Genomic DNA, 18,234 nt, shown 5'->3' on the forward strand with positions numbered 1-18,234 from the left:
GACGCGGGGGCGGCTCGGCGGACGGCCGTCCCGCCCCCGTACCGGCGGTGGCTCAGCCGAGCCGGAGGCAGAGCGGCCGGCCGAGCCACTTCCGCACCCACGGCCCCAGATCCAGCGGCACACACTCCGCCGGCCGGGACGGCTCGGAGGGCTGGGAGGGCTGCGGCGGCTCCGTGGGCGTCGGCGTCCCGGAAGGCGTCGGCTGCGGCGTCCCGGGCTCCTGCGGCGTACCAGACCCCGGGGCGTACCGCTCCGTCATCAGCTTGCGGAACACCTCCGAGGCGCGCGGGTTCTCCTCGCACTGCCAGACGCCGTGCGGGCAGTAGTCGGTGACCGTCTGGTAGAGCGGCTTGTGCTCGGCGAACCAGTCCAGCATCCCCCGCATGTAGTCGGGGTTGTCACCGCCCCGGAACAGCCCCCACTCGGGGTACGAGACGGGCTTGCCGCGCGCGGCGGCGAACTCCACCTGGGCGCGGAGCCCGTACTCCTGCTCCACCTGTTCCTGGAAGGTCTCGCCGGGCGGCTGGTCGTAGGAGTCCATCCCGATGATGTCCACCACGTCGTCGCCCGGGTAGCAGTCGGTCCACGGGACGGCGTCCCGCCCCCGGTTGGGTGCGAAGTCGAAGCGGAAGCGCTGGCCCGGGACCTCGCGCATCGCGGTGACGATCCGCCGCCAGTACGCCTTCCACGCCTCCGGGTCGGGGCCGCAGCGGTGCGAGTAGGTGGTGCCGTTCATCTCCCAGCCGAGCACGACCACGGTGTCCGGGACCCCGAGGCCCACCAGCCGCTCGGCGAGCGCCCGGTAGTGGCGGTCGAACCGGCCGTCGGCGCCGAGCCGCAGCAGCTGCCGCACCACCGGGTCGGGCAGCCGGCTCTCGTTCTGCTCCATCATCGGCACATTGAGGACGAACATCCGCTCGTCCCGTTCCTGCCGCCAGCGCGCCCAGTCCTCCAGGAAGCCCGGGTGGCCCTCGATATTGCTCCAGACGTCGCCCGGGAGGTAGGTGTGGCCGACGGTCGGCTCCGCCCCGCCCAGCCAGTCGCGCAGCCCGGCCATCCGGCTGATCCCCTCCGGCCCGAAGCCCAGATACGCCCCGAACGCGCCCCCGGCCGGGGACGGGGACGGAGACGAGGGCGATGGGGACACGGAGGGGCTGGGGGACGCGTCCGGAGACGGGGCCGAAGGGGAGGGCTCCGCGGATGGGGGAGTGGGGGGTACGGGGGTGGTGCCGGGGTCGGGTGGCGGTGGGGGAGTGACCGCGCCGCCGGGCGCCGCCAGGGCCGTACCCGTCATCAGCAGCGCGACCGTGGCGAGCGCCAGCCGGGTGCCCCGCCCCCGTAGCGCGCCGTTCCGCCCGTCGTGGCTCTTCCGGTGACCCATGTCCGCTCCTCCGCCAGGTGGCGCCCGATCGGCCGTCCCCGTGAAGCAGAAAATACGACTGACGGGCCGTCGGGTAATCCGGAGGGGGCCTGGAGTGGACCATCGGTGGACGGACTCCCCCGTTCGGGCGCCGATCGGCTCGGTCGTGCGGTGTCTGTGCGGTTGCGCGCCCACAGCGGAGAAGCCGGCCCCGGGATGTCCCGGGACCGGCTTCTCCGTGGCCGTTCTGGCCGTCATGGCCGTCAGGCCGTGACCCCGCCGGGGTCAGTCCTCCGCGTTCACGCAGACGTTGCCGCCGGCCGGGTTCAGGGCGCCCAGCACGTTGACGCTGTTGCCGCAGATGTTCAGCGGGATGTGGATCGGAGCCTGGACCACATTGCCGGACAGGATGCCCGGCGAACCGACCGCGGCGCCCTCGGCGTCCGCGTCGGCGAAGGCGGGCGTGGCCGCACCCAGCGCCATGATGATTCCGGCGACGGCTACCGCGGCCTTCTTGCACTTCATCTTCGGCTTCCTTTCGGCAGGGGAAGTCCTGTCGCGGATTTCACGACATACGGACCGGTGGGTCCGCCTTCCACTGTGAAAATCAGACCTAATGCGGCGCCGGAAAGGCATCATTGCGGCCGTTTCGAGGAAACGATTCACCCGGATGTCAGGGGGATGGCGGGGTCGATCGGCGCAATGCCGCCGCCGAACGGGGGACGGCCACCTCCGGGGGCACCATGGTCAGTGTCCTGGCCAGACCGGACGGGAGACCAGGGCGTCCCACTCCTGGTCCGGGACACCGGGGAGGGTGCGCCCGAGGGCCTGCCACTCGTCTATCAGGGAGGAGTAGACCGGCGGCGGCACAGGGCCCTGAGGCGGCGGCGCCACGGCCACCGCGTCCATCTCGCTCGCCGTCGCGTGCCTGCTCTGCGGGATCAGCGGGACACGCTGCCATCTCCCGGCGTGAGGAGCCATGCCGAACCCTTCCGTTCGCGCAGCATCAGCCTTGGCAGGGCCCTCGCATCATGACACAGCGTTCCCGCCCGCCTCCGGAGCGCGTCGCCCGGGCGTTCGGGGGCTCAGCGGGGGAGGGCGGCGAGGCGCAGCGAGAAGTGGTCCAGGGTGTGCGGCAGTGGGCGGTCGGGGCGCAGCCGGGCGGGGCGCTCCGGCAGGTAGTCATGGCGTTCCAGCAGCGCGGCCAGCGCGGTGGAGGTGGCCAGCAGCACCAGGTCCTCACCCGGGCAGCCGGCCGGTCCGGCGCTGAACGGCAGCAGCGCCTCGGTGTGCCGGGCGGTGCCGTCGAGCCAGATCTCCGGCGTGAACCGGTCCGAGTAGGGCAGCGCCTCGTCGCGGTGGAACAGCGCCGCGTAGATGAGGAAGCCGGTGCCGGCCGGCAGGGTGTCCGCGCCCCAGCGGGTGTCCCGCACCGACTCGCGCAGCAGGAACGGGGTGGTCGGCCAGAGCCGCACGGTGTCCAGTACACAGGCCCGGGTGTACGGGAGGAGGTGCGGTTCGGAGAGGTCGGTGACCGCCAGTTCGCCCCGGACCTGGTCCAGCTGCCTGCCGTGTGTGGAGAGCAGGGCGAGGGTGCGGAACGCGGCGATGCCGGCCGCGTCGAACGCGAACAGCCAGTGCGGCACCTGGCCGGCCGGGTCGGTGCCGGGGGCGGCGGGGGTACGGGAGAGGGCGGCGGCCAGCGAGCCCGGTTCGGCGCGGTCGAGGTGGGCGCGCAGCCGGCGCTCGAAGCGGGCCCGCAGTGCGGTGCGGCGCGGGGCGGCGAACGATCGGTTGCCGGCCGAGCGCAGCCGGTCGAGCATCGCGGTCAGCGCGGTGTCGTCCCGGGCGGCGGGGCCGAGCACGATCCGCCGGACGGTGCGGTTCCAGGCGGTGTGGAAGCGGCGCCAGTCGATCTCGCCGTCCCCGGCGGTGGCCGCGCCGAGCAGCTTGCCGGCCTCCTCGCGCACGGTGCGGACCAGGGCGGGGGCGAGGCTGTGGGTCTGCTTGCCGTACTCCAGCACGGCCTCGTTGAAGGCCCGCCGTTCTTCGCGTTCCCCGCCCTCGCCGCCTTCGGAGATGAGTACCCCGTGCGGCTGGAACTGCTCCAGCGCGGCCCGCTTCTCCCGGGTCGCGGGGGAGTACGGGTCGGGGGTGCCGACCAGCACCCGCCCGGCGTCCTCCGGGTGCAGCAGCACGGCGAACCGGCGTCCGGCGACATCGAGGCGGAGCGGACCGGGGCCGTGCTCCTCGCGGAGTTCGCCGAGCAGGGCGATGGCCCGCCGGTCCACCTGGTACCGCTCGGCGAGCGCCATACCGGTCCTGCGCCGGATGATCACCCCGCCGGCGAGGGTGGGGGCGACGATCCGCGCGGCCAGCCGGGCGGTCTCCCGGCCCGAGGCCCTGGCCGGGGTATGCGGGGAGTCGAGGGATGCGGCGGGGGAGGCCGACTCGGTACGCGTGGTGAAGACATCGTCGCCGCTGGTCATGGCCGCCGGGTTCCCGACCCCCGAACGGCGAAACGGCCCGCGCGGGGCGGCGGCGGGGTGGTGGCGGGTCGGCCGCGGGGCTCGATCGGCCGTCGCCGACGGGGCGCGGCCTGGGCGGGCCCCGTCGATACCGGCCGGGTGGCCGAGGCGGGCCCGTCGATACCGGCCGGGTGGCCGAGGCGGGCCCGGCGATACCCACGGCGCGGGCAGGGGCGGGGCCGGGAGCCGAGCGGTTGAGCGGGCTGCGCAGACGAGCATGTCGGCATGCGCCATGGGGGCGAGCGGGGGTGCCGGGGGAGGCCGGTGGCGTGCGCCGACACACCCGGCGTATGCCCGACGGCAACCCACGGCCCACGGCCTCGGCGTGCGCCTGACGGCGGCCCGGGCGGCTCCGTACCCTGGCCGGGCGATGCCTCAGGGCGCGGGCCGAACGGCCCCGGTGGGGGATGCGGGCCGAACGGCTTCGGGGGTCCCGGCGGCCTGGGCCGGGCGGTGCCTCACCCTCCGGGTGGGGGTGTGTGCCGAGTGACTACGGGTGGGTATGCGCGCGGCGGCCCCCGGCGTGTGCCGGGGGCCGCCGGGGGCGTGTCTCACCTGCGCGCTGCGGGAAGGGGGAGGCGCGGTGGGGTGGCGCCGGGCGCCCGAGAACGGGGGCGCGGCGCGCGCGGGGTCAGCCGGCGCCGGGGCCGCCGGCTCCCCAGCTGCCGCTGTGCGAGCCGCGCCACTTGGCGTCGTGCTCGGAGACCGGCGAGGAGTCCGCCTCGGTGCTCTGGGTCTTCACCTCGTACGGCATCAGGCGGTCCTCACGCTCTTCGAGCTCGGCCGGGCGCCGGTGGCCCTCGGTCTCACCCGGGATGCCCGCGTCGTCCGGGCGGTGCGGCTGCTCCTCCGGCCGCGGAGCGGGCGACTCCTTCTGGCGGATGCGCCGCCCCACCAGGAATCCACCGACAAGGAAGCCGACGAGCAGGATGCCCGCGACAAGAGGACCAATGCCTACGAGATGGTCCCTAAGTGCATACTCCGCAGCGAACACGGTGAGAGAGTCCATATCAGGCGTGTACCCGGTGGAAGCGGAATCAGACACTCACGCCCCTACGGGTACGACAAACTGATCGTCCTCTCGTACGTGATTGATCTCTTCGAGTGACCTCGCGGAACCTAAACGGAGCCGGGCTGTTGGGCAGGGCGACCCGAGCACCGGGTCTCTCGACGAGAAGGATGAACCATGATCAAGAAGGTTCTGGCCACCGCCGGCGTCGCTGCGGCCGTGCTGGGCGCTGCCGCTCCGATGGCCTCCGCCGTGGGCAACGACGGAATCGACACGCAGAACGGCAACTTCGCCACCCAGTCCTACGGCAACACCGTCACCGGCGGTTACATGAGCCCGCAGATCGGGCTCGTCCAGGGCTCCCTGAACAAGCCCTGTGTCGGACTCCCCGTCCAGGCCGATGTCCAGAACATCGTCGCCCTGGTCAACGTGGGCGTTCAGGACATCCTCAACGACACGCAGAACCAGCAGTGCGCCGAGAACTCCACCGCGGTCAAGGGCGACAGCGCGCTGTCGCACATCCTGGAGAACGTCCTCTCCGAGAACGTCTCCGCCGCCGTCGAGGACTGACGCCGGCCGTCCGGCCCGTACGACCCGCGCGGTCGTACGGGCCGGCCCGTACGGTGACCGTGGCGCCCTGGCGCCCTTCACCGGCACCGGCCCGGTACGGGCACCGGCAGTTCGGCCGCGACCTCTCGGTCCGCGGCCGTTCTTCTTCTTCCGCTCCACCCCTCTCCTCCCTCGCACGCCCGGCGCCGCCCATGGCTCCGGGCATTCCGACGATTGGGCGATCATGATCAAGAAGGTTCTGGCCACCGCGGGTATCGCCGCCGCCGTGCTGGGCGCCGCCGCCCCGATGGCCTCCGCCGTGGGCGACGACAACATCGACACGCAGAACAACAACTTCGCCACCCAGTCCTACGGCAACACGGTCACCGGCGGTGCGCTCAGCCCGCAGACCGGACTGGTCCAGGGCTCGCTGAACAAGCCCTGCGTCGGGGTGCCCGTCAACGGCGACATCCAGAACATCCTGCTGATCAACATCGGCATCCAGGACCTGGTCAACGACCAGCAGGACCAGCAGTGCGCGGAGGGCTCCACCGCGGTCAAGGGCGACAGTGCCCTGTCGCACCTGGTCGAGAACCTCATCTCCGAGAACGGGGCCGTCGCGGTCCAGGACTGAGCCTCTCGGGCTCCCTGCCCCCGCCGCCCGGGCTACTTGGCGTCCGCGTAGCACTCCACCGTGGCGGTGGTGAACGGGAACCGCACCGGAGTGTCGCCGAAGGCGATCCGTCCCGCCGTGTCACCGGCCGCGCGGATCGCCTCGGCGACCTGCGGCGCCTCCTCGGCGGGGCAGTGCACGATCACCTCGTCGTGCTGGAAGAACACCAGCTCCGCCCGGAGGCCCGTCAGCGAACGGCGCAGCGCCGCCAGCATCAGCAGCGCCCAGTCGGCGGCGCTGCCCTGGACCACGAAGTTCCGGGTGAAGCGGCCCCGGGCCCGGGCGTCCGAGGAGGCGTAGCCGGGCGTGAACCCGCCGTCCGCGGCGCCCGCCGGCTCCGTACCGCCGTCCACCGGTCCGCCCTCCTGGGGCAGGCCCGCCTCCTCCGCCTCGCCCGCGTCCGCCGCGCGGGGGCTGGTCCGGCCCAGCCAGGTGCGCACCAGCCGCCCCTCCTCGCCCGCCCGTGCCGCCTCGTCCACATAGGCGACCGCCCGGGGGAAGCGGCGGCGCAGCGCGGCGAGGTTCTTCAGCCCGTCGCCACTGGTCTGCCCGTAGACCGCGCCCAGCAGGGCGAGCTTGGCGTGCTCCCGGTCCCCGGCGAACGCCCGGTCGGACAGCCGGGTGTAGAGATCGCCGGGGTCACCCGCCACCTCCATCAGTCCCGGGTCACGGGAGATCGCCGCCAGCACGCGGGGCTCCAACTGGTCGGCGTCGGCGACCACCAGCCGCCACCCCTGGTCGGCGACCACGGCACGGCGGATCACCCGGGGGATCTGGAGCGCCCCGCCGCCGTTGGTGGTCCAGCGCCCGGAGACTGTGCCGCCCGGCAGGTACTCGGGACGGAACCGCCCCTCGCGCACCCAGTCCTGGAGCCAGCCCCAGCCGTGCGCCGTCCAGACCCGGTACAGCTTCTTGTAGGCGAGCAGGGGCGCGACCGCCGGATGCCCGACCCGCTCCAGCTCCCAGCGGCGGGTGGACTTCACCGCGATACCGGCCTGGGCGAACGCCCGGACCACGTCCGCCGGCAGATCCGGCCGCACCCGCCGCCCGAAGGCCGCCGACACCTCGTCCGCCAGCTCCGCCAGTCTGCGCGGCTCGCCCACGCCTCCGTACCGCTCGCCCAGCAGCTCGTGCAGCACCTCCCGGTGCACATCGGCCCGCCAGGGCAGCCCGGCCCTGGTCATCTCGGCGGCCACCAGCATCCCGGCCGACTCGGCCGCGGTCAGCAGTCGCATCCGGCCCGGGTGTTCGGCGGCGTCATGTCTTCGCTGCTGGTCCGCGTAGACCTCCAGCAGGGCGTCGAACGGCAGGGGCGCCGGGCCCGGTTCGAACAGGGAGGACTGGGAGACCGGGGCGGCGGCGCGCTGCGGTAGGTCCGGCGGTACCGGGAGGCGGTGCAACCGGGCCCAGGCGGCCGCCGCCGACCGCGGATCGCCCCAGCGTCCCCGGTGGCCCAGGAGCAGCTGCTCGGCGACCTCGATGTCGTAGCACCGCTCCACCGGCACCCCCGCTGCCAGCAGCCGCGGATACACCTCGGCGGTGGACCGCCACACCCAGCGGGCCGCGTCCGGCCGGGAGCGCACCGCCGCCACCAGGTCCGGCTCGGTGCGGACCGGGCCGGCGGGCAGCCCGTCCTCGCCCAGGGGCACCAGCCGGGCCCCACCCCCCTCGGCGCCCGCCACCAGCCAGCGCTCAGCACCCCGCGGCTCACCGCCCCGGCCCTCGCCGACCTGCTCTGACACCCGCTCGCTCACCCGTCCGAGTCTGGCACCCGGCACTGACAATCCGGCCGGTCGACGCGGGGCCGGGAGGACCCCGGGATCGCGGCGGATGTCCGGGCTGACACGCTGGATGGGGATGGGGAGATGATGGAGGGGGAGAGGGCTGAGGCCTGGGCCTGGGCTGGGGTTGCAGCCGGGGCTGACAGTACGGCTGTCATCGCCGCCACCAGGGCACAGCCGATGACCGCCGCCCCGAGCGCCGCCCAGGGCACCGCGATCGCCACCGGGGCGGAGAGTGCGGCCAGGGCCGCCGCGAGGCCGCCGAGTTGGACCGCGGTGACCGCCGCGCCGAGCACCGTGCCCAACGCGGTGGCGAGCAGCGCCTCGGCGGCCAGGGTGCGCAGTACCTGGCCCCGGGTGGCGCCGGCCCGGTCGGCCGGTGGCCGGGGCGGCGTCCGGGTACTCCTCCGGGGTCCGCACGGTGCCGCCGAGCGGCCGCAGCGCCTCTGGCCGGGTGCCCGGCTCCAGCAGTGCGTCGATCCGGTCCACGGCCGCCGCCGGGGCGTTGGCGGTGGTGACATAGGGGCCGTTGCTTCCGGTGCCGGTCGCCAGCACCGCCGCGATCCGCAGCGAGGCCGGGGAGCCGTTGCCCAGCCGTAGGTCGAGGCGGTCCCCGACGGACCGGCGCGGGCCTCGCCGTCGGCGATCTCCTCGCTGACGATCACCGAGCCGTCGTCCAGGTCCCGGATGTTTCCGGCCACCACCGGCAACCGGCTCAGCCGCGCGAAGGCCGCGGGGTCGGCGACCGCACGGGCCTCGTGGCGCACCAGGGCGTTCGGCCCGTCCGGGATGAACAGTCCGGTGGAGGCGGTGGGGGAGAGCACCGCGCCGGGTAGGGAGACGTTCGAAAGCGCGCCGGGTAGGGGGGTGTTCGGGAGTGCGCCGGGTCCGGGGGCGGCTGGGCGCGTGTTTCCGTCAGCGGCCGGGGTGATGATGTGGGAGGCACGGGTCTGCTGCCGGGCCTCGGCGGTCTTCGCGGCGGGCACCGAGGCGGCCGAGCCGAGCAGTGAGCCGGCCAGGGCCACCGTCGCCAGCACCGGGGCCGCCACCGCGGTGGTGCGGCGCAGTCCGGCCGCCGCGTTCGCCGCGGTCAGCTCCCCGAGGGTGCCGGGCAGGGGCAGTCGCCGCAGCAGCGGCCGTACCAGCAGCGGGGAGAGCAGCGCGGCGCCGCCGATCAGCAGCATCGGCTGGGTGGTGTACGTCTTGCGCTTCAGCAGGTCCGCGGGGTCGGTCAGCAGGGTCCAGCCGAGCAGCCCCAGACCGGTGAGCAGCAGCGCCGCCCCGAGCAGCAGCCGGCCCGGCGGCAGCACCCGCTCGTCCACATCGGCTTCCCGCAGCGCCTCGACCGGAGCGGTCCGCCCGGCCCGCCGGGCCGCCGCCCAGGCCCCCGCCAGGGCCATCAGCAGCCCGGTCCAGAAGGAGAGGTGGAGGGGCCAGGTCGCCTCCCCGAGCCGGAACCAGCCCGGTGCCAGCCCGGCCGCCACCAGCTCCCGCACCAGATACGGGGCGCCCCAGGCGCCGAGCGCGCAGCCGGCCGCCGAGGCGATGGCTCCGACCACCGAGGCCTCCGCGAGCAGTGCCCGCCGCACCTGGCCGGGGGTCGCCCCCACGGTGCGCAGCAGGCCGAACTCCCGTCGGCGCAGCGCCACGGCGAAGGCGAAGGTGGCGGCGGTGACGAAGACCGAGACGAACGCGGTGACCCCGCCGGCGGTGCCCAGCAGGGCGTTCACCGTGACCAGGGCCTCCGCGTCCCGGGCGGTGCGCGGGTCGGCCTGGCGCCGCTCGTCCCCGGTGAGCACCCGGGCCCGAGCGCCGACCACCCGGCGGACCGCCGCCGGGTCCGCGTGGACGCCGACGGCATCCACCACGGTCGGAGCCCCGTGGTGCTCCTTGGCGGGGTCGGTGAGATCGGTGAGCTCGGTGGGGACAGCGGGATCGGTGGGGTCGGTGCTGACTGGGCCGAGGGCGCGCAGTTCGCGTATCAGCGCGGTGTCCACAGGCTGTGGATGGAAGAGCGCCAGCCGTCGGCCATGGACGGTGAGGGTGTCGTGGCCGGACACCACCACCGGCGCGGTGCCGAACCGCTGGGGCGGACGGGGCGGCGGATCGAGTGAGGCCGCCAGCCCCAGGCCAATGGCCGCCACCAGCCCCACACCCAGGGCGAGCGCGGTGAAGCCGCCCAGGAAGGACGCCCAGCGCGCCCGTAGGTCGCTGATGACCAGGGTCAGCATGGGCCCGCCCCCATGGGTCCCGCTGCGGCCGGTGTCTTGGGGCCGTCGTGCGGCTGCCGGTGGCGGACGGCTCGGTCCAGGCCCGCCATCCGGGTCGTGATCTGCTCCGGGGTGGGGGCGGTGAGCTCGCCGCTCACCCGGCCGTCCACCAGGAAGACCACCCGGTCCGAGGAGGAGGCGGCCGGCGGGTCATGGGTCACCATGACCACCGTCTGGCCCGCCCCGTCCACCAGCCCGCGCAGCAGCCGCAGCACCTCGCCACCGGTGGTGGTGTCCAGCGCCCCGGTCGGCTCGTCGCCAAAGAGCACCGCGGGCCGGGTGACCAGCGCCCGGGCCAGCGCCACCCTCCCCCAGCCTTCGGCCGGGAGGTGCCCCCAGCTGCTGGCCCCCGGACAGCTCGCCCGGCCGGTGCCCGGCCCGGTCCGCCAGCCCCACCCGGGCCAGCGCGTCCCGCACCTCGGCGCGCCGGGGGCGCCGCCCGGCCAGCCGGAGCGGCAGGGCGACGTTCTGCGCGGCGGTGAGCGAGGGCAGCAGATTGAACGCCTGGAAGACGAAGCCGACGCGGTCCCGTCGCAGCAGGGTCAGCCGGCGCTCGCTCAGCCGGTCCAGCCGTATGCCGTCCACCTCCACGCTGCCCCCGGTCGGCCGGTCCAGCCCGGCGGCGCAGTGCAGCAGGGTGGACTTGCCGGAGCCGGAGGGGCCCATCACCGCCGTGAAGGAGCCGGCCCGGAAGTCGAGGTCGACACCGTCCAGCGCGGTGACGCCCCGGTAGGCGCGCCGCAGCCCGCGGAGCCGTACGACGGTGGTGGCGGGGGCGGTCGCGGGCCCGGGGCGGGCGGGGGTGGGAGCGGTCGTCGTCATGGTTCGATCGAACCGTTTCGGAGGCTCCGGCACACGCCCGCTGGCCGGTGTCTTCGGGTAGGGCCGTCCCTACCTCCGTGTAGGTGACAAGCCCCTGACCAGGGCGTTGACCGTCAATCCGTCGCGCCGGCCGTCCCCGAGGCGATGAGGCCGGCCCGGGCGGCGGCCAGGGGCTGGACCGGGTGGCCTTCGTCGGAGGTGCCGGCCGGCTGGGATCATGGTGGGGGAAGGGGCGGCCGGTCGGTAGGGAGGCAGATCGATGTCAGTGGGGCACACCGGGGCGACCACCCCGGCCGCCACCACCCCCGTGGTGAGCCGCGCCGAGGAGTGCGGGGTGGCCGGGGATGAGTGAGACCAGGACCGTCGAGCGGGCGTTGGCCGCCTCGTTGTACGCCGGGGGCGGTACGGAGCGGGAGCGGGACGCCGCGCTCGACACGGCCGCCTCACTGCTCGCCGGGGACCCCGGCGCGGACGCCGAACTCGCGCGCCGGGGTGAGGAGCTCGTACGCCGGGCGTGGCAGCGCGGCTGGCAGCCGGCGGATGTGCTGCGGCTGGTGCGCCGGGATCTGGAGGACCGCCATCTGCGGCTGGCCGCGGGGCTGATCGTCGCCGAGGTGCGGGGGTATCCGGCGCTACCGGTGCGGTGGGCCGGGCAGTTGGCGGAGTTGCCCGGGGCGGAGTGGCGGGCGGACCGGTTCTCGTACGCCACCGCTGTGTTGGAGCTGTACCGGTTGCTGGCCCGGCTGCCCGCGATCGAACCGGCCGGCCCGGTTCCGGGGGCGCCGCTGACCGCACCGGCCGCGCCCGGGGAGCCGCGGATGCTCGGCCGGATCCGGGCGCTGCTCGCCAAGGCCGAGGCGACCGGCTATCCGGAGGAGGCGGAGGCGCTGACCGCCAAGGCGCAGGAGCTGATGGCCCGCCACAGCCTGGACGAGGCGGCGCTCGCGGCCCGTACCCATCGGGCGGAGGGGCCGGAGGCGGTGCGGATCGGCGTGGAGCCGCCGTACGAGACCAGCAAGGCGATCCTGCTGGACGCGGTCGCCCGGGCGAACCGCTGCCGGGCGGTGTGGAGCGAGGCGTTCGGGTTCTCCACGGTGGTCGGCTTCGGGGCGGACCTGGAGGTGGTGGAGCTGCTGTACACCTCGCTGCTGGTGCAGGGCATGGCCGCGATGAGCCGGGCGGAGCGGGAACAGCGCGCGGGCGGACGGAAGCGGACGAAGACGTTCCGGCAGTCGTTCCTGCTGGCGTACGCGCACCGGCTCGGCGACCGGCTGGAGACGGCCGCCGAGCGGGTCACCGCGGATGCCGCGGCCGGGGCGGAGGGGGCCGGGCTGCTGCCGGTGCTCGCCTCTCGGGAGGCCGCGGTGAGCGCCCGCGCCGACGCGATGTTCCCCGAGACGACCGCCACCCGGGTGCGCGGCGCCACCGACGAGGCGGGCTGGCTCCACGGCCGGGACGCCGCCGACCAGGCCCGTACGGAGGCGAGAAGGCGGCTGCCGGGCAGCTGACGGGGAGGGGGTGCAGGGGAGATGTCCGGGAAGGTCCGGTTGCGGCCGTTACCCTCGGACGCATGAGCTGGCTCCGCGCGCTGAAGGCGACCGCACGTGCGGGGCTGACCGTCGAACGGCCGCGGCTGGAGCCGTTCGTCGCCCTGCGCGGCGCGGCCGGGCTGGCGCTGGTGGTCGGGGTGAGCCTGGCGCTCTTCGGTCCGGCGGTCGCGGTGAGCTCGGCGTTCGGGGCGTTCCAGGCGGCGATCGCCACCTTCCAGCGCAGCTGGCGCTCCCGGCCCACACTGGCCCTGGTCTCCGGGGCCACCCTCGCCGTCTCCACCTTCCTCGGCTACCTCACCGGCGCCCATGTCCTGCTCTTCCTGCTGCTGCTGACGGTGTGGACCTTCCTCGCCGGAATGGCCTGGTCCGCCGCGCCGACCGCCGGAGTCATCGCCTCCTCCAATGTGGCGATCATGCTGGTCACCGTCACCCTGCCGACCTCCGTCGCCCAGGCCGCCGGGCACGCGGCGGTGATCCTGGCCGGGGGCGTGGTCCAGGCCGCCCTGGTGGTGCTGGTGCCGATCCGCCGCTGGGGCGCCCAACGGGACGCGCTCGCCGACGCGCTGGCGGCGGTGGCCGACTACTCCCGGCGGCTGCGCCAGGACCCGCTGGCCCTGTTCGACCCGGCCCCGCTGATGACGGCCCGCAGCGCCGCCGCGGTCAGCCGTCGCCAGGCCCGCCGCCGCCCCGCCGAACTGCACGGGGCGCGCGGGCTGGCCGAACGCATCCGCCCGGTGCTCGCCTCGCTCGCCGACCCCGCCGTCGGGGTCCCGGCCGAGGGGCCGCAACGGGACCGGGTACGGGAACTGCTGGCCGCCGCCGGGAGTGTGCTGGACGCGGCCGCCCGCGCCGTACGGCAGGGCCGCCCCGCCGCCGTACCGGCCGAGGCGCTGGCCGCACTGCGCACCCCGGACACCGGTGCGGTCCTCAGCGGACCGGCCCGCCGGGCGGCGGTGCGGCTGGCCGCGCTGCTGGACGACGTGGTGGAGGCGGTCACCCCGGACGACCGGGCCGAGGTGGGCGAGGTACGGGAACGGCCCACCCTGCTCCAGCTGGCACCGGGCGCGCTCCGCCGGGCGCGCGGCGAACTCCGGCCCGCCTCCCCGGTGTTCCGGCACGCGGTCCGGGTCGCCGCGGTGGCGGACCTCGGCTATGTGATCGGTGCGGTGCTGCCGCTGGGGCACGGCTACTGGGCGCCGATGACCGCGGTGATGGCGATGCGGCCGGACTTCAGCCAGACCTACTCCCGTAGCGTGGCGCGGTTCTGCGGCACCCTGGTGGGCGTCGCGGTCGCCACCGGGGTGGTCCAAGGCGCCCATCCGGGGCCGTGGGGGTCGGCGGCGCTGGCGGTGGTCTGCGCCTTCGGGATGTATCTGCTGATGCGCACCGGCTATGTCGCCGCGCAGGCCTGCGTGGGCGCCTATGTGGTCTTCCTGCTCGGCACCGGCGGCCAGGAGTGGACCCAGACGGTGCCCGAGCGGGTGGTGCTCACCCTGTTGGGCGGGGTGCTGGCGATGGTGTCGTACGCGGTGTACCCGGCCTGGGAGACGCCCCGGTTGCGGACCCGGCTGGCCGACTGGCTGGCGGCCGACGGCCGGTACGCGGCCTGTGTGGCCGCGCACTACGCCCGCCCCGCCAGTCGCGCCCCGGACGCGGTACGGGAGGCCTTGCTCGGCACCCGGGAGGCGCGGGTGGCCTGGCAGGACGCACTGGAGCGGGCCGCCCATGAGCCGGTACGGCACCGGGGGCTGTCCCGTACCGCGGCGGCCGACGCGGAGCACGCCCTGGGCCAGTTCGGCCGGGTCGCCATGCTGATGGAGGCCCACCTTCCGGACCGGCACACCACCGCGCTGCCGGTGGCCGAAAGCCTGGCCGAGTCGCTGCGTCAGGCCACCGAGCGCGGTGCCAGGGCCGTCCGCGAACGCCGCGCCCCGGAGTGGGGCGAGCTCCGCGCCGCCGTCACCCGCTGGGACCGCGAGTCCGTCCCGGACCCGGTCCTCCGCAACGGCGCCCGGCTGCTGCTGGAGGCCCTGGACGAGCTGGCCGAGGCGCTGTCGGACGGGGAGGGGACGAGGAAGGACGCGGGGCGGAAGGATGAGGAGAGGAAGGGTGCGGGGCGGAAGGGTGCGGGGCGGAAGGGTGCGGGGCCGGCTTCGGGCCCGGGGCCGGGTTCGGGCCCGGGCGGAGGGGCTGGCGGAGGGGCGGCTTGATACCGCTGCTCGGCCCGTCCCGGACTCGGCTCAGTCCTTGGGCACCGGGGCCTCGGTGAGCTTGTCCTTCACGCCGCCCTGCCACTCGACGGTGATCTTCTTGCCCTTCGCCCGGGCGGTGCCCTCGGCGCGGGCCGTGTAGTCGCTGTCGCAGGTCAGCCGGAGGGTGAGGGAGGTCGCCGGGCCGTCGGCGGTGCCCTGGCAGACATGTGCCTCCGCGAGCACCACGGCGCGGCCCTCCTTGACGGTGAGGCTGACGGGCCGACCCTGGGTGGTGCCGACCCAGGAGCCCTCGACCGCCCGGCCACCGCCTTCTCCCGGCTTCCGGGACGGCTGCGGGGTCCGGGCGGGCGCGGAGGCGGTGGCGTGGTCGGAGGGGGACGCGGAGGGGCCGGATCCGCTGGTGGGGGAGGCGGTGGGGCCGCCTCCGTCGGGCCGCTCGCTCGGGTCGGCGCTCTCGGTGCCGCCGGGCTCCGGGGTGCCGCCGGGCTCCGGGGTGCCGGAGGCGTCGGCGGAAGGGGTCGGGCTCCCGGGGGCGGCGGTGGCGACCGGGGAGGGGGCGCCCTTGCCGAGGCTCGGGCGGGCGCCGGCGTTGTCGTCGCCCCCGCCTCCGCAGCCCGCCAGTGCGAGTGCGGCGACGGCGGCGGCCGTCAGCAGCGGTGTACGGCGGACGAGTCCTGTGAGCCCTGGCACCTGCGCCTCCTCGGTTCCGCGTCAAGCTACCAGCGGGTACGGGGAGGGGGCACCCCCTCTCGTGAGGAGGCTGCCCCCCGTACCGGATGTCCGGTCAGCACCCGCCTCACCAGGAGGACTTGACCACCCCGGGCAGATAGCCGGCGTGGGCCTGCCTGCGGAGGTTGACCCGGGAGAGGCCGAACTTCCGCAGATGGCCGCGGGGGCGGCCGTCCACGCTGTCCCGGTTGCGGAGCCGGGTGGCGCTGGCGTCCCTCGGCTGGCGGCGCAGCTCGGCCAGGGCGGCGGCGCGGTCGGCCTCGGGGGTGTCCGGGCGGCGGATGGTCTCCTTCAGCTCGGCGCGGCGGGCCGCGTAACGGGCCACCACCTCCCGGCGCCGCTCGTTCTTCGCGATCTTGCTCTTCTTCGCCATCAGACCTTCCCTCCCCGGGCACGGATGCGCCGCACCGCGGCCTCGACGCCGATGGTGTCCACGGTCTTCACGCCCCGGGCGCTGAGGGTGAGCCGGATGTACCGGCCCTCGCTCGGCAGCCAGTAGCGCTTGCGCTGGATGTTGGGGTCGAAGCGGCGGGCAGTGCGCCGGTGCGAGTGCGAGATCCGGTTGCCGAACCCGGGCTTGGAGCCGGTCAGCTGGCAGTGGGCGGACAAGGTGAGCTACCTCTCCTTCGGTCACTTGGTTATGGGAATCGTTTTCATTTACTCTACACGGCATGGCTCGCAACGAACTCCGACCGGTGGTGAAGCTCCGGTCCACCGCCGGCACCGGCTACACCTACGTCACCCGCAAGAACCGCCGTAACGACCCCGACCGGCTCACCCTGCGCAAGTACGACCCGGTGGCCGGCCGGCACGTCGACTTCCGAGAGGAGCGCTGACCCGTGCGCCAGGGCATCCACCCCCCGTACCGGCCCGTCGTCTTCCGCGACCGGGCCGGCGGCTTCGCCTTTCTGACCCGCTCGACCATGACCAGTGACCGCACGGTCGACTGGGAGGACGGGAACACCTATCCCGTCGTGGACGTCGAGATCTCCTCCGCGAGCCACCCCTTCTACACGGGGCAGGCCCGGGTGCTGGACACCGCCGGACGCGTGGAGCGCTTCGAGCGCCGCTACGGCCGGTACGAGGCCCGCTGATGCCGCCGGACGGAGAGCGGGCGGGGCTGGTCGTCGCGCTGGTCGCCGGGCTGAACGCCGAGGCCCGCACCGCCACCGTGGACCGGCTGCTCACCGCCGTACCCGGCAGTGTGGCGCTCCACCACGACCTGTCCACCGCCGCCGACCAGGGCACCGTGCGGCGGACCGTCCGGGACGCCGGCGGGCTCCGGGACACCGGTGAGACCCCGCTGGTCAACGACTGCGCCTGCTGTGCGCTGCGCGAGGACCTGGTGCCCGAGCTGGAGCGGCTGGCCGAGGCCGGGGACACCCGGCTCGCGGTGGTCGAACTCTGGGATTCGGTCGAGCCGAAGGCCATGGCGGAGGTGGTCGCGGGCGCCGGGCTCACCATCGGCGCGGTCATCACCGCGGTGGACCCCGCCCTGGTGCTGCCCTGCCTCGGCAACGGCGACGACCTCGCCGACGCCGGGCTGGCCGCCGCCCCGAGCGACCGGCGGACGGTCGCCGACACCTGGGCCCGGCAGGTCGAGTACGCGCCGGTGCTCGCCGTCCTGGACAGCCCGGCCGCCGACGACGAGGACCGGGCGCTGCTGGCCCAGCTCCACCCGACCGCACGGCAGGTGCGGGTGGAGGAGGAGACGGGCGCCCTGGCGGCGGCCGCCTTCGCCGGGTTCGACGTGGAGGCGGCCGCGGCCGCCCAGCACCCGGCCTGCGCGCTGCTGCCGCAGGAGGCGGAGGAGGCCGGGGTCGGTACCTATGTGTGGAGCCGGCACCGGCCGTTCCACCCGGGGCGGCTGTACGCGGCCCTGGAGGAGCTGACCTGCGCCGCCGCCCGCAGCCGGGGGCGGTTCTGGCTGGCGGACCGCCCGGACACCCTGGTCGCCTGGGACGCGGCGGGCGGCGCGCTCTGTGTGGAGCCGGCCGGCCCCTGGCTCGCCTCGCTACCGGACGCCGCCTGGGAGCTGGTGCCCCCGGTACGCCGGGCGGCGGCCGCGCTGGACTGGCACCCCGAGCACGGCGACCGCTGCCAGCACCTGGTCTTCACCTCGCCCGACCTGGACCGCGACGGGCTGGGGCGGCTGCTGGACTCCTGCCTGCTCACCGACGCGGAGTACGCCGCCGGGCCCACCGCCTGGCAGCTGCTCCCCTCCGACTTCGACACCTTCCTGGAGGTCTGACCCATGTCCCCGCGCCGCAGCGCCGCCGACCGCAGGTCCGCCCGGCCCCGCCCCAACCCGCTGGAGAAGGACGGGATCACCTATATCGACTACAAGGACACCGATCTGCTGCGGAAGTTCATCTCCGACCGCGGCAAGATCCGCAGCCGGCGGGTGACCCGGGTCTCGGCCCAGCAGCAGCGGCAGTTGGCCCGCGCCATCAAGAACGCCCGCGAGATGGCGCTGCTGCCGTACGGCTCCTCGGCACGGTAGTCCCGTTCCGGTCGCCTTCCGGCCGCCCTCCGCCGGCTCGGAGGGCGCCGCACCGGCCGCCCGGGACCGGAAGCGGCTGCCGGGCGATGGATTCCGGCCCTCCATGGCACCGATTGAGTGCCGCGGGGGGCCGGTTTCGTATGCCGTGGGGAGGAGGGGGCGGGAACAAGCCGGAGGATGGCGGCTTGGGACGGGTGAACGCGGCACCGGGTCGGAGGGTCACCGGAACGGGTGCCGCCGGAACCCG

The 18,234-nt window shown here is 75.1% G+C and carries 18 protein-coding genes and 1 pseudogene; 8 read left to right on the top strand and 11 right to left on the bottom strand.

Features of this window, described 5'->3' with window-relative positions:
- Nucleotides 1–52 precede the first annotated feature (52 nt).
- The 5 genes from ABZ945_RS11200 to ABZ945_RS11220 form a co-directional block, all read right to left on the bottom strand.
- Entirely contained in the window at nucleotides 53–1,381 is a 1,329-nt protein-coding gene (locus tag ABZ945_RS11200; RefSeq protein ID WP_361266995.1) for a glycosyl hydrolase, read from the bottom strand.
- A 264-nt stretch (nucleotides 1,382–1,645) separates the two neighbouring features.
- Entirely contained in the window at nucleotides 1,646–1,885 is a 240-nt protein-coding gene (locus ABZ945_RS11205) for a chaplin (protein ID WP_361266997.1), read from the bottom strand.
- Between the two features lie 222 nt (nucleotides 1,886–2,107).
- Nucleotides 2,108–2,341 carry a hypothetical protein gene (locus ABZ945_RS11210; RefSeq protein WP_361266999.1) on the bottom strand — a complete coding sequence of 78 codons (234 nt, stop codon included), beginning with the start codon at nucleotides 2,339–2,341 and terminating at the stop codon, nucleotides 2,108–2,110.
- 104 nt (nucleotides 2,342–2,445) lie between these two features.
- Nucleotides 2,446–3,849 (bottom strand): cytochrome P450, encoded by a 1,404-nt coding sequence (locus ABZ945_RS11215; protein ID WP_361267001.1) that lies wholly within the window; start codon nucleotides 3,847–3,849, stop codon nucleotides 2,446–2,448.
- A 670-nt stretch (nucleotides 3,850–4,519) separates the two neighbouring features.
- The gene (locus ABZ945_RS11220; protein WP_361267003.1) at nucleotides 4,520–4,897 is read right to left on the bottom strand and encodes a DUF6479 family protein; all 378 of its coding nucleotides are present in this window, start codon (nucleotides 4,895–4,897) and stop codon (nucleotides 4,520–4,522) included.
- 177 nt (nucleotides 4,898–5,074) lie between these two features.
- Here ABZ945_RS11220 and ABZ945_RS11225 point away from each other — a divergent pair, with 177 nt between their 5' ends.
- The gene (locus tag ABZ945_RS11225) at nucleotides 5,075–5,467 is read left to right on the top strand and encodes a rodlin (RefSeq protein ID WP_248633320.1); all 393 of its coding nucleotides are present in this window, start codon (nucleotides 5,075–5,077) and stop codon (nucleotides 5,465–5,467) included.
- A 223-nt stretch (nucleotides 5,468–5,690) separates the two neighbouring features.
- Entirely contained in the window at nucleotides 5,691–6,080 is a 390-nt protein-coding gene (locus ABZ945_RS11230) for a rodlin (RefSeq protein ID WP_361267006.1), read from the top strand.
- Nucleotides 6,081–6,112: 32 nt separating this feature from the next.
- Here the strand turns inward: ABZ945_RS11230 and ABZ945_RS11235 are convergent, their stop codons facing one another.
- From ABZ945_RS11235 to ABZ945_RS11245, 3 genes and pseudogenes are all read right to left on the bottom strand, one after another.
- Nucleotides 6,113–7,861, bottom strand: a complete 1,749-nt coding sequence (locus ABZ945_RS11235) for a bifunctional 3'-5' exonuclease/DNA polymerase (protein ID WP_361267138.1) — start codon at nucleotides 7,859–7,861, stop codon at nucleotides 6,113–6,115.
- An 8-nt stretch (nucleotides 7,862–7,869) separates the two neighbouring features.
- On the bottom strand, nucleotides 7,870–10,131 hold the full coding sequence (locus ABZ945_RS11240; protein WP_361267008.1) for an ABC transporter permease: 2,262 nt from the start codon (nucleotides 10,129–10,131) through the stop codon (nucleotides 7,870–7,872).
- A pseudogene (locus ABZ945_RS11245) lies at nucleotides 10,125–10,992 on the bottom strand (ABC transporter ATP-binding protein). The gene ABZ945_RS11240 and the pseudogene ABZ945_RS11245 overlap by 7 nt, the downstream one beginning before the upstream one ends.
- Before the next feature lie 344 nt (nucleotides 10,993–11,336).
- On the opposite strand from ABZ945_RS11245, the gene ABZ945_RS11250 reads away from it, so the two are divergent.
- Both ABZ945_RS11250 and ABZ945_RS11255 read left to right on the top strand, forming a co-directional pair.
- On the top strand, nucleotides 11,337–12,500 hold the full coding sequence (locus ABZ945_RS11250; RefSeq protein ID WP_361267010.1) for a DUF2786 domain-containing protein: 1,164 nt from the start codon (nucleotides 11,337–11,339) through the stop codon (nucleotides 12,498–12,500).
- Between the two features lie 62 nt (nucleotides 12,501–12,562).
- Nucleotides 12,563–14,752 carry an FUSC family protein gene (locus ABZ945_RS11255; protein ID WP_361267012.1) on the top strand — a complete coding sequence of 730 codons (2,190 nt, stop codon included), beginning with the start codon at nucleotides 12,563–12,565 and terminating at the stop codon, nucleotides 14,750–14,752.
- A gap of 30 nt (nucleotides 14,753–14,782) precedes the next feature.
- Here the strand turns inward: ABZ945_RS11255 and ABZ945_RS11260 are convergent, their stop codons facing one another.
- The 3 genes from ABZ945_RS11260 to rpmB all read right to left on the bottom strand — a co-directional run bounded on the left by ABZ945_RS11260 (nucleotide 14,783) and on the right by rpmB (nucleotide 16,093).
- A complete protein-coding gene (locus ABZ945_RS11260; protein WP_361267014.1) occupies nucleotides 14,783–15,445 on the bottom strand; it encodes a hypothetical protein in 663 nt (220 codons plus the stop codon).
- Between the two features lie 106 nt (nucleotides 15,446–15,551).
- Nucleotides 15,552–15,857 carry a 30S ribosomal protein S14 gene (gene rpsN / locus ABZ945_RS11265; RefSeq protein WP_361267016.1) on the bottom strand — a complete coding sequence of 102 codons (306 nt, stop codon included), beginning with the start codon at nucleotides 15,855–15,857 and terminating at the stop codon, nucleotides 15,552–15,554.
- On the bottom strand, nucleotides 15,857–16,093 hold the full coding sequence (gene rpmB, locus ABZ945_RS11270; RefSeq protein ID WP_361267018.1) for a 50S ribosomal protein L28: 237 nt from the start codon (nucleotides 16,091–16,093) through the stop codon (nucleotides 15,857–15,859). The genes rpsN and rpmB overlap by 1 nt, the downstream gene beginning before the upstream one ends.
- 62 nt (nucleotides 16,094–16,155) lie before the next feature.
- Between rpmB and rpmG the strand changes: the two genes are divergently transcribed.
- The 4 genes from rpmG to rpsR are packed head-to-tail and all read left to right on the top strand — an operon-like array spanning nucleotide 16,156 to nucleotide 17,987.
- On the top strand, nucleotides 16,156–16,320 hold the full coding sequence (gene rpmG / locus ABZ945_RS11275) for a 50S ribosomal protein L33 (RefSeq protein ID WP_100568502.1): 165 nt from the start codon (nucleotides 16,156–16,158) through the stop codon (nucleotides 16,318–16,320).
- Between the two features lie 3 nt (nucleotides 16,321–16,323).
- Nucleotides 16,324–16,578: a type B 50S ribosomal protein L31 gene (locus ABZ945_RS11280; protein WP_361267021.1), complete on the top strand. Its 255-nt coding sequence runs from the start codon at nucleotides 16,324–16,326 to the stop codon at nucleotides 16,576–16,578.
- Nucleotides 16,578–17,735 (top strand): GTP-binding protein, encoded by a 1,158-nt coding sequence (locus ABZ945_RS11285; protein ID WP_361267023.1) that lies wholly within the window; start codon nucleotides 16,578–16,580, stop codon nucleotides 17,733–17,735. Before ABZ945_RS11280 ends, ABZ945_RS11285 begins: the two co-directional genes overlap by 1 nt.
- Nucleotides 17,736–17,738: 3 nt before the next feature.
- On the top strand, nucleotides 17,739–17,987 hold the full coding sequence (gene rpsR / locus ABZ945_RS11290) for a 30S ribosomal protein S18 (RefSeq protein WP_361267025.1): 249 nt from the start codon (nucleotides 17,739–17,741) through the stop codon (nucleotides 17,985–17,987).
- The last annotated feature ends 247 nt before the right edge of the window (nucleotides 17,988–18,234 follow it).

Origin of the sequence: Streptomyces sp. NPDC046887, from assembly GCF_040644755.1 — a bacterium.
Lineage (GTDB): Bacteria > Actinomycetota > Actinomycetes > Streptomycetales > Streptomycetaceae > Streptomyces > Streptomyces lichenis.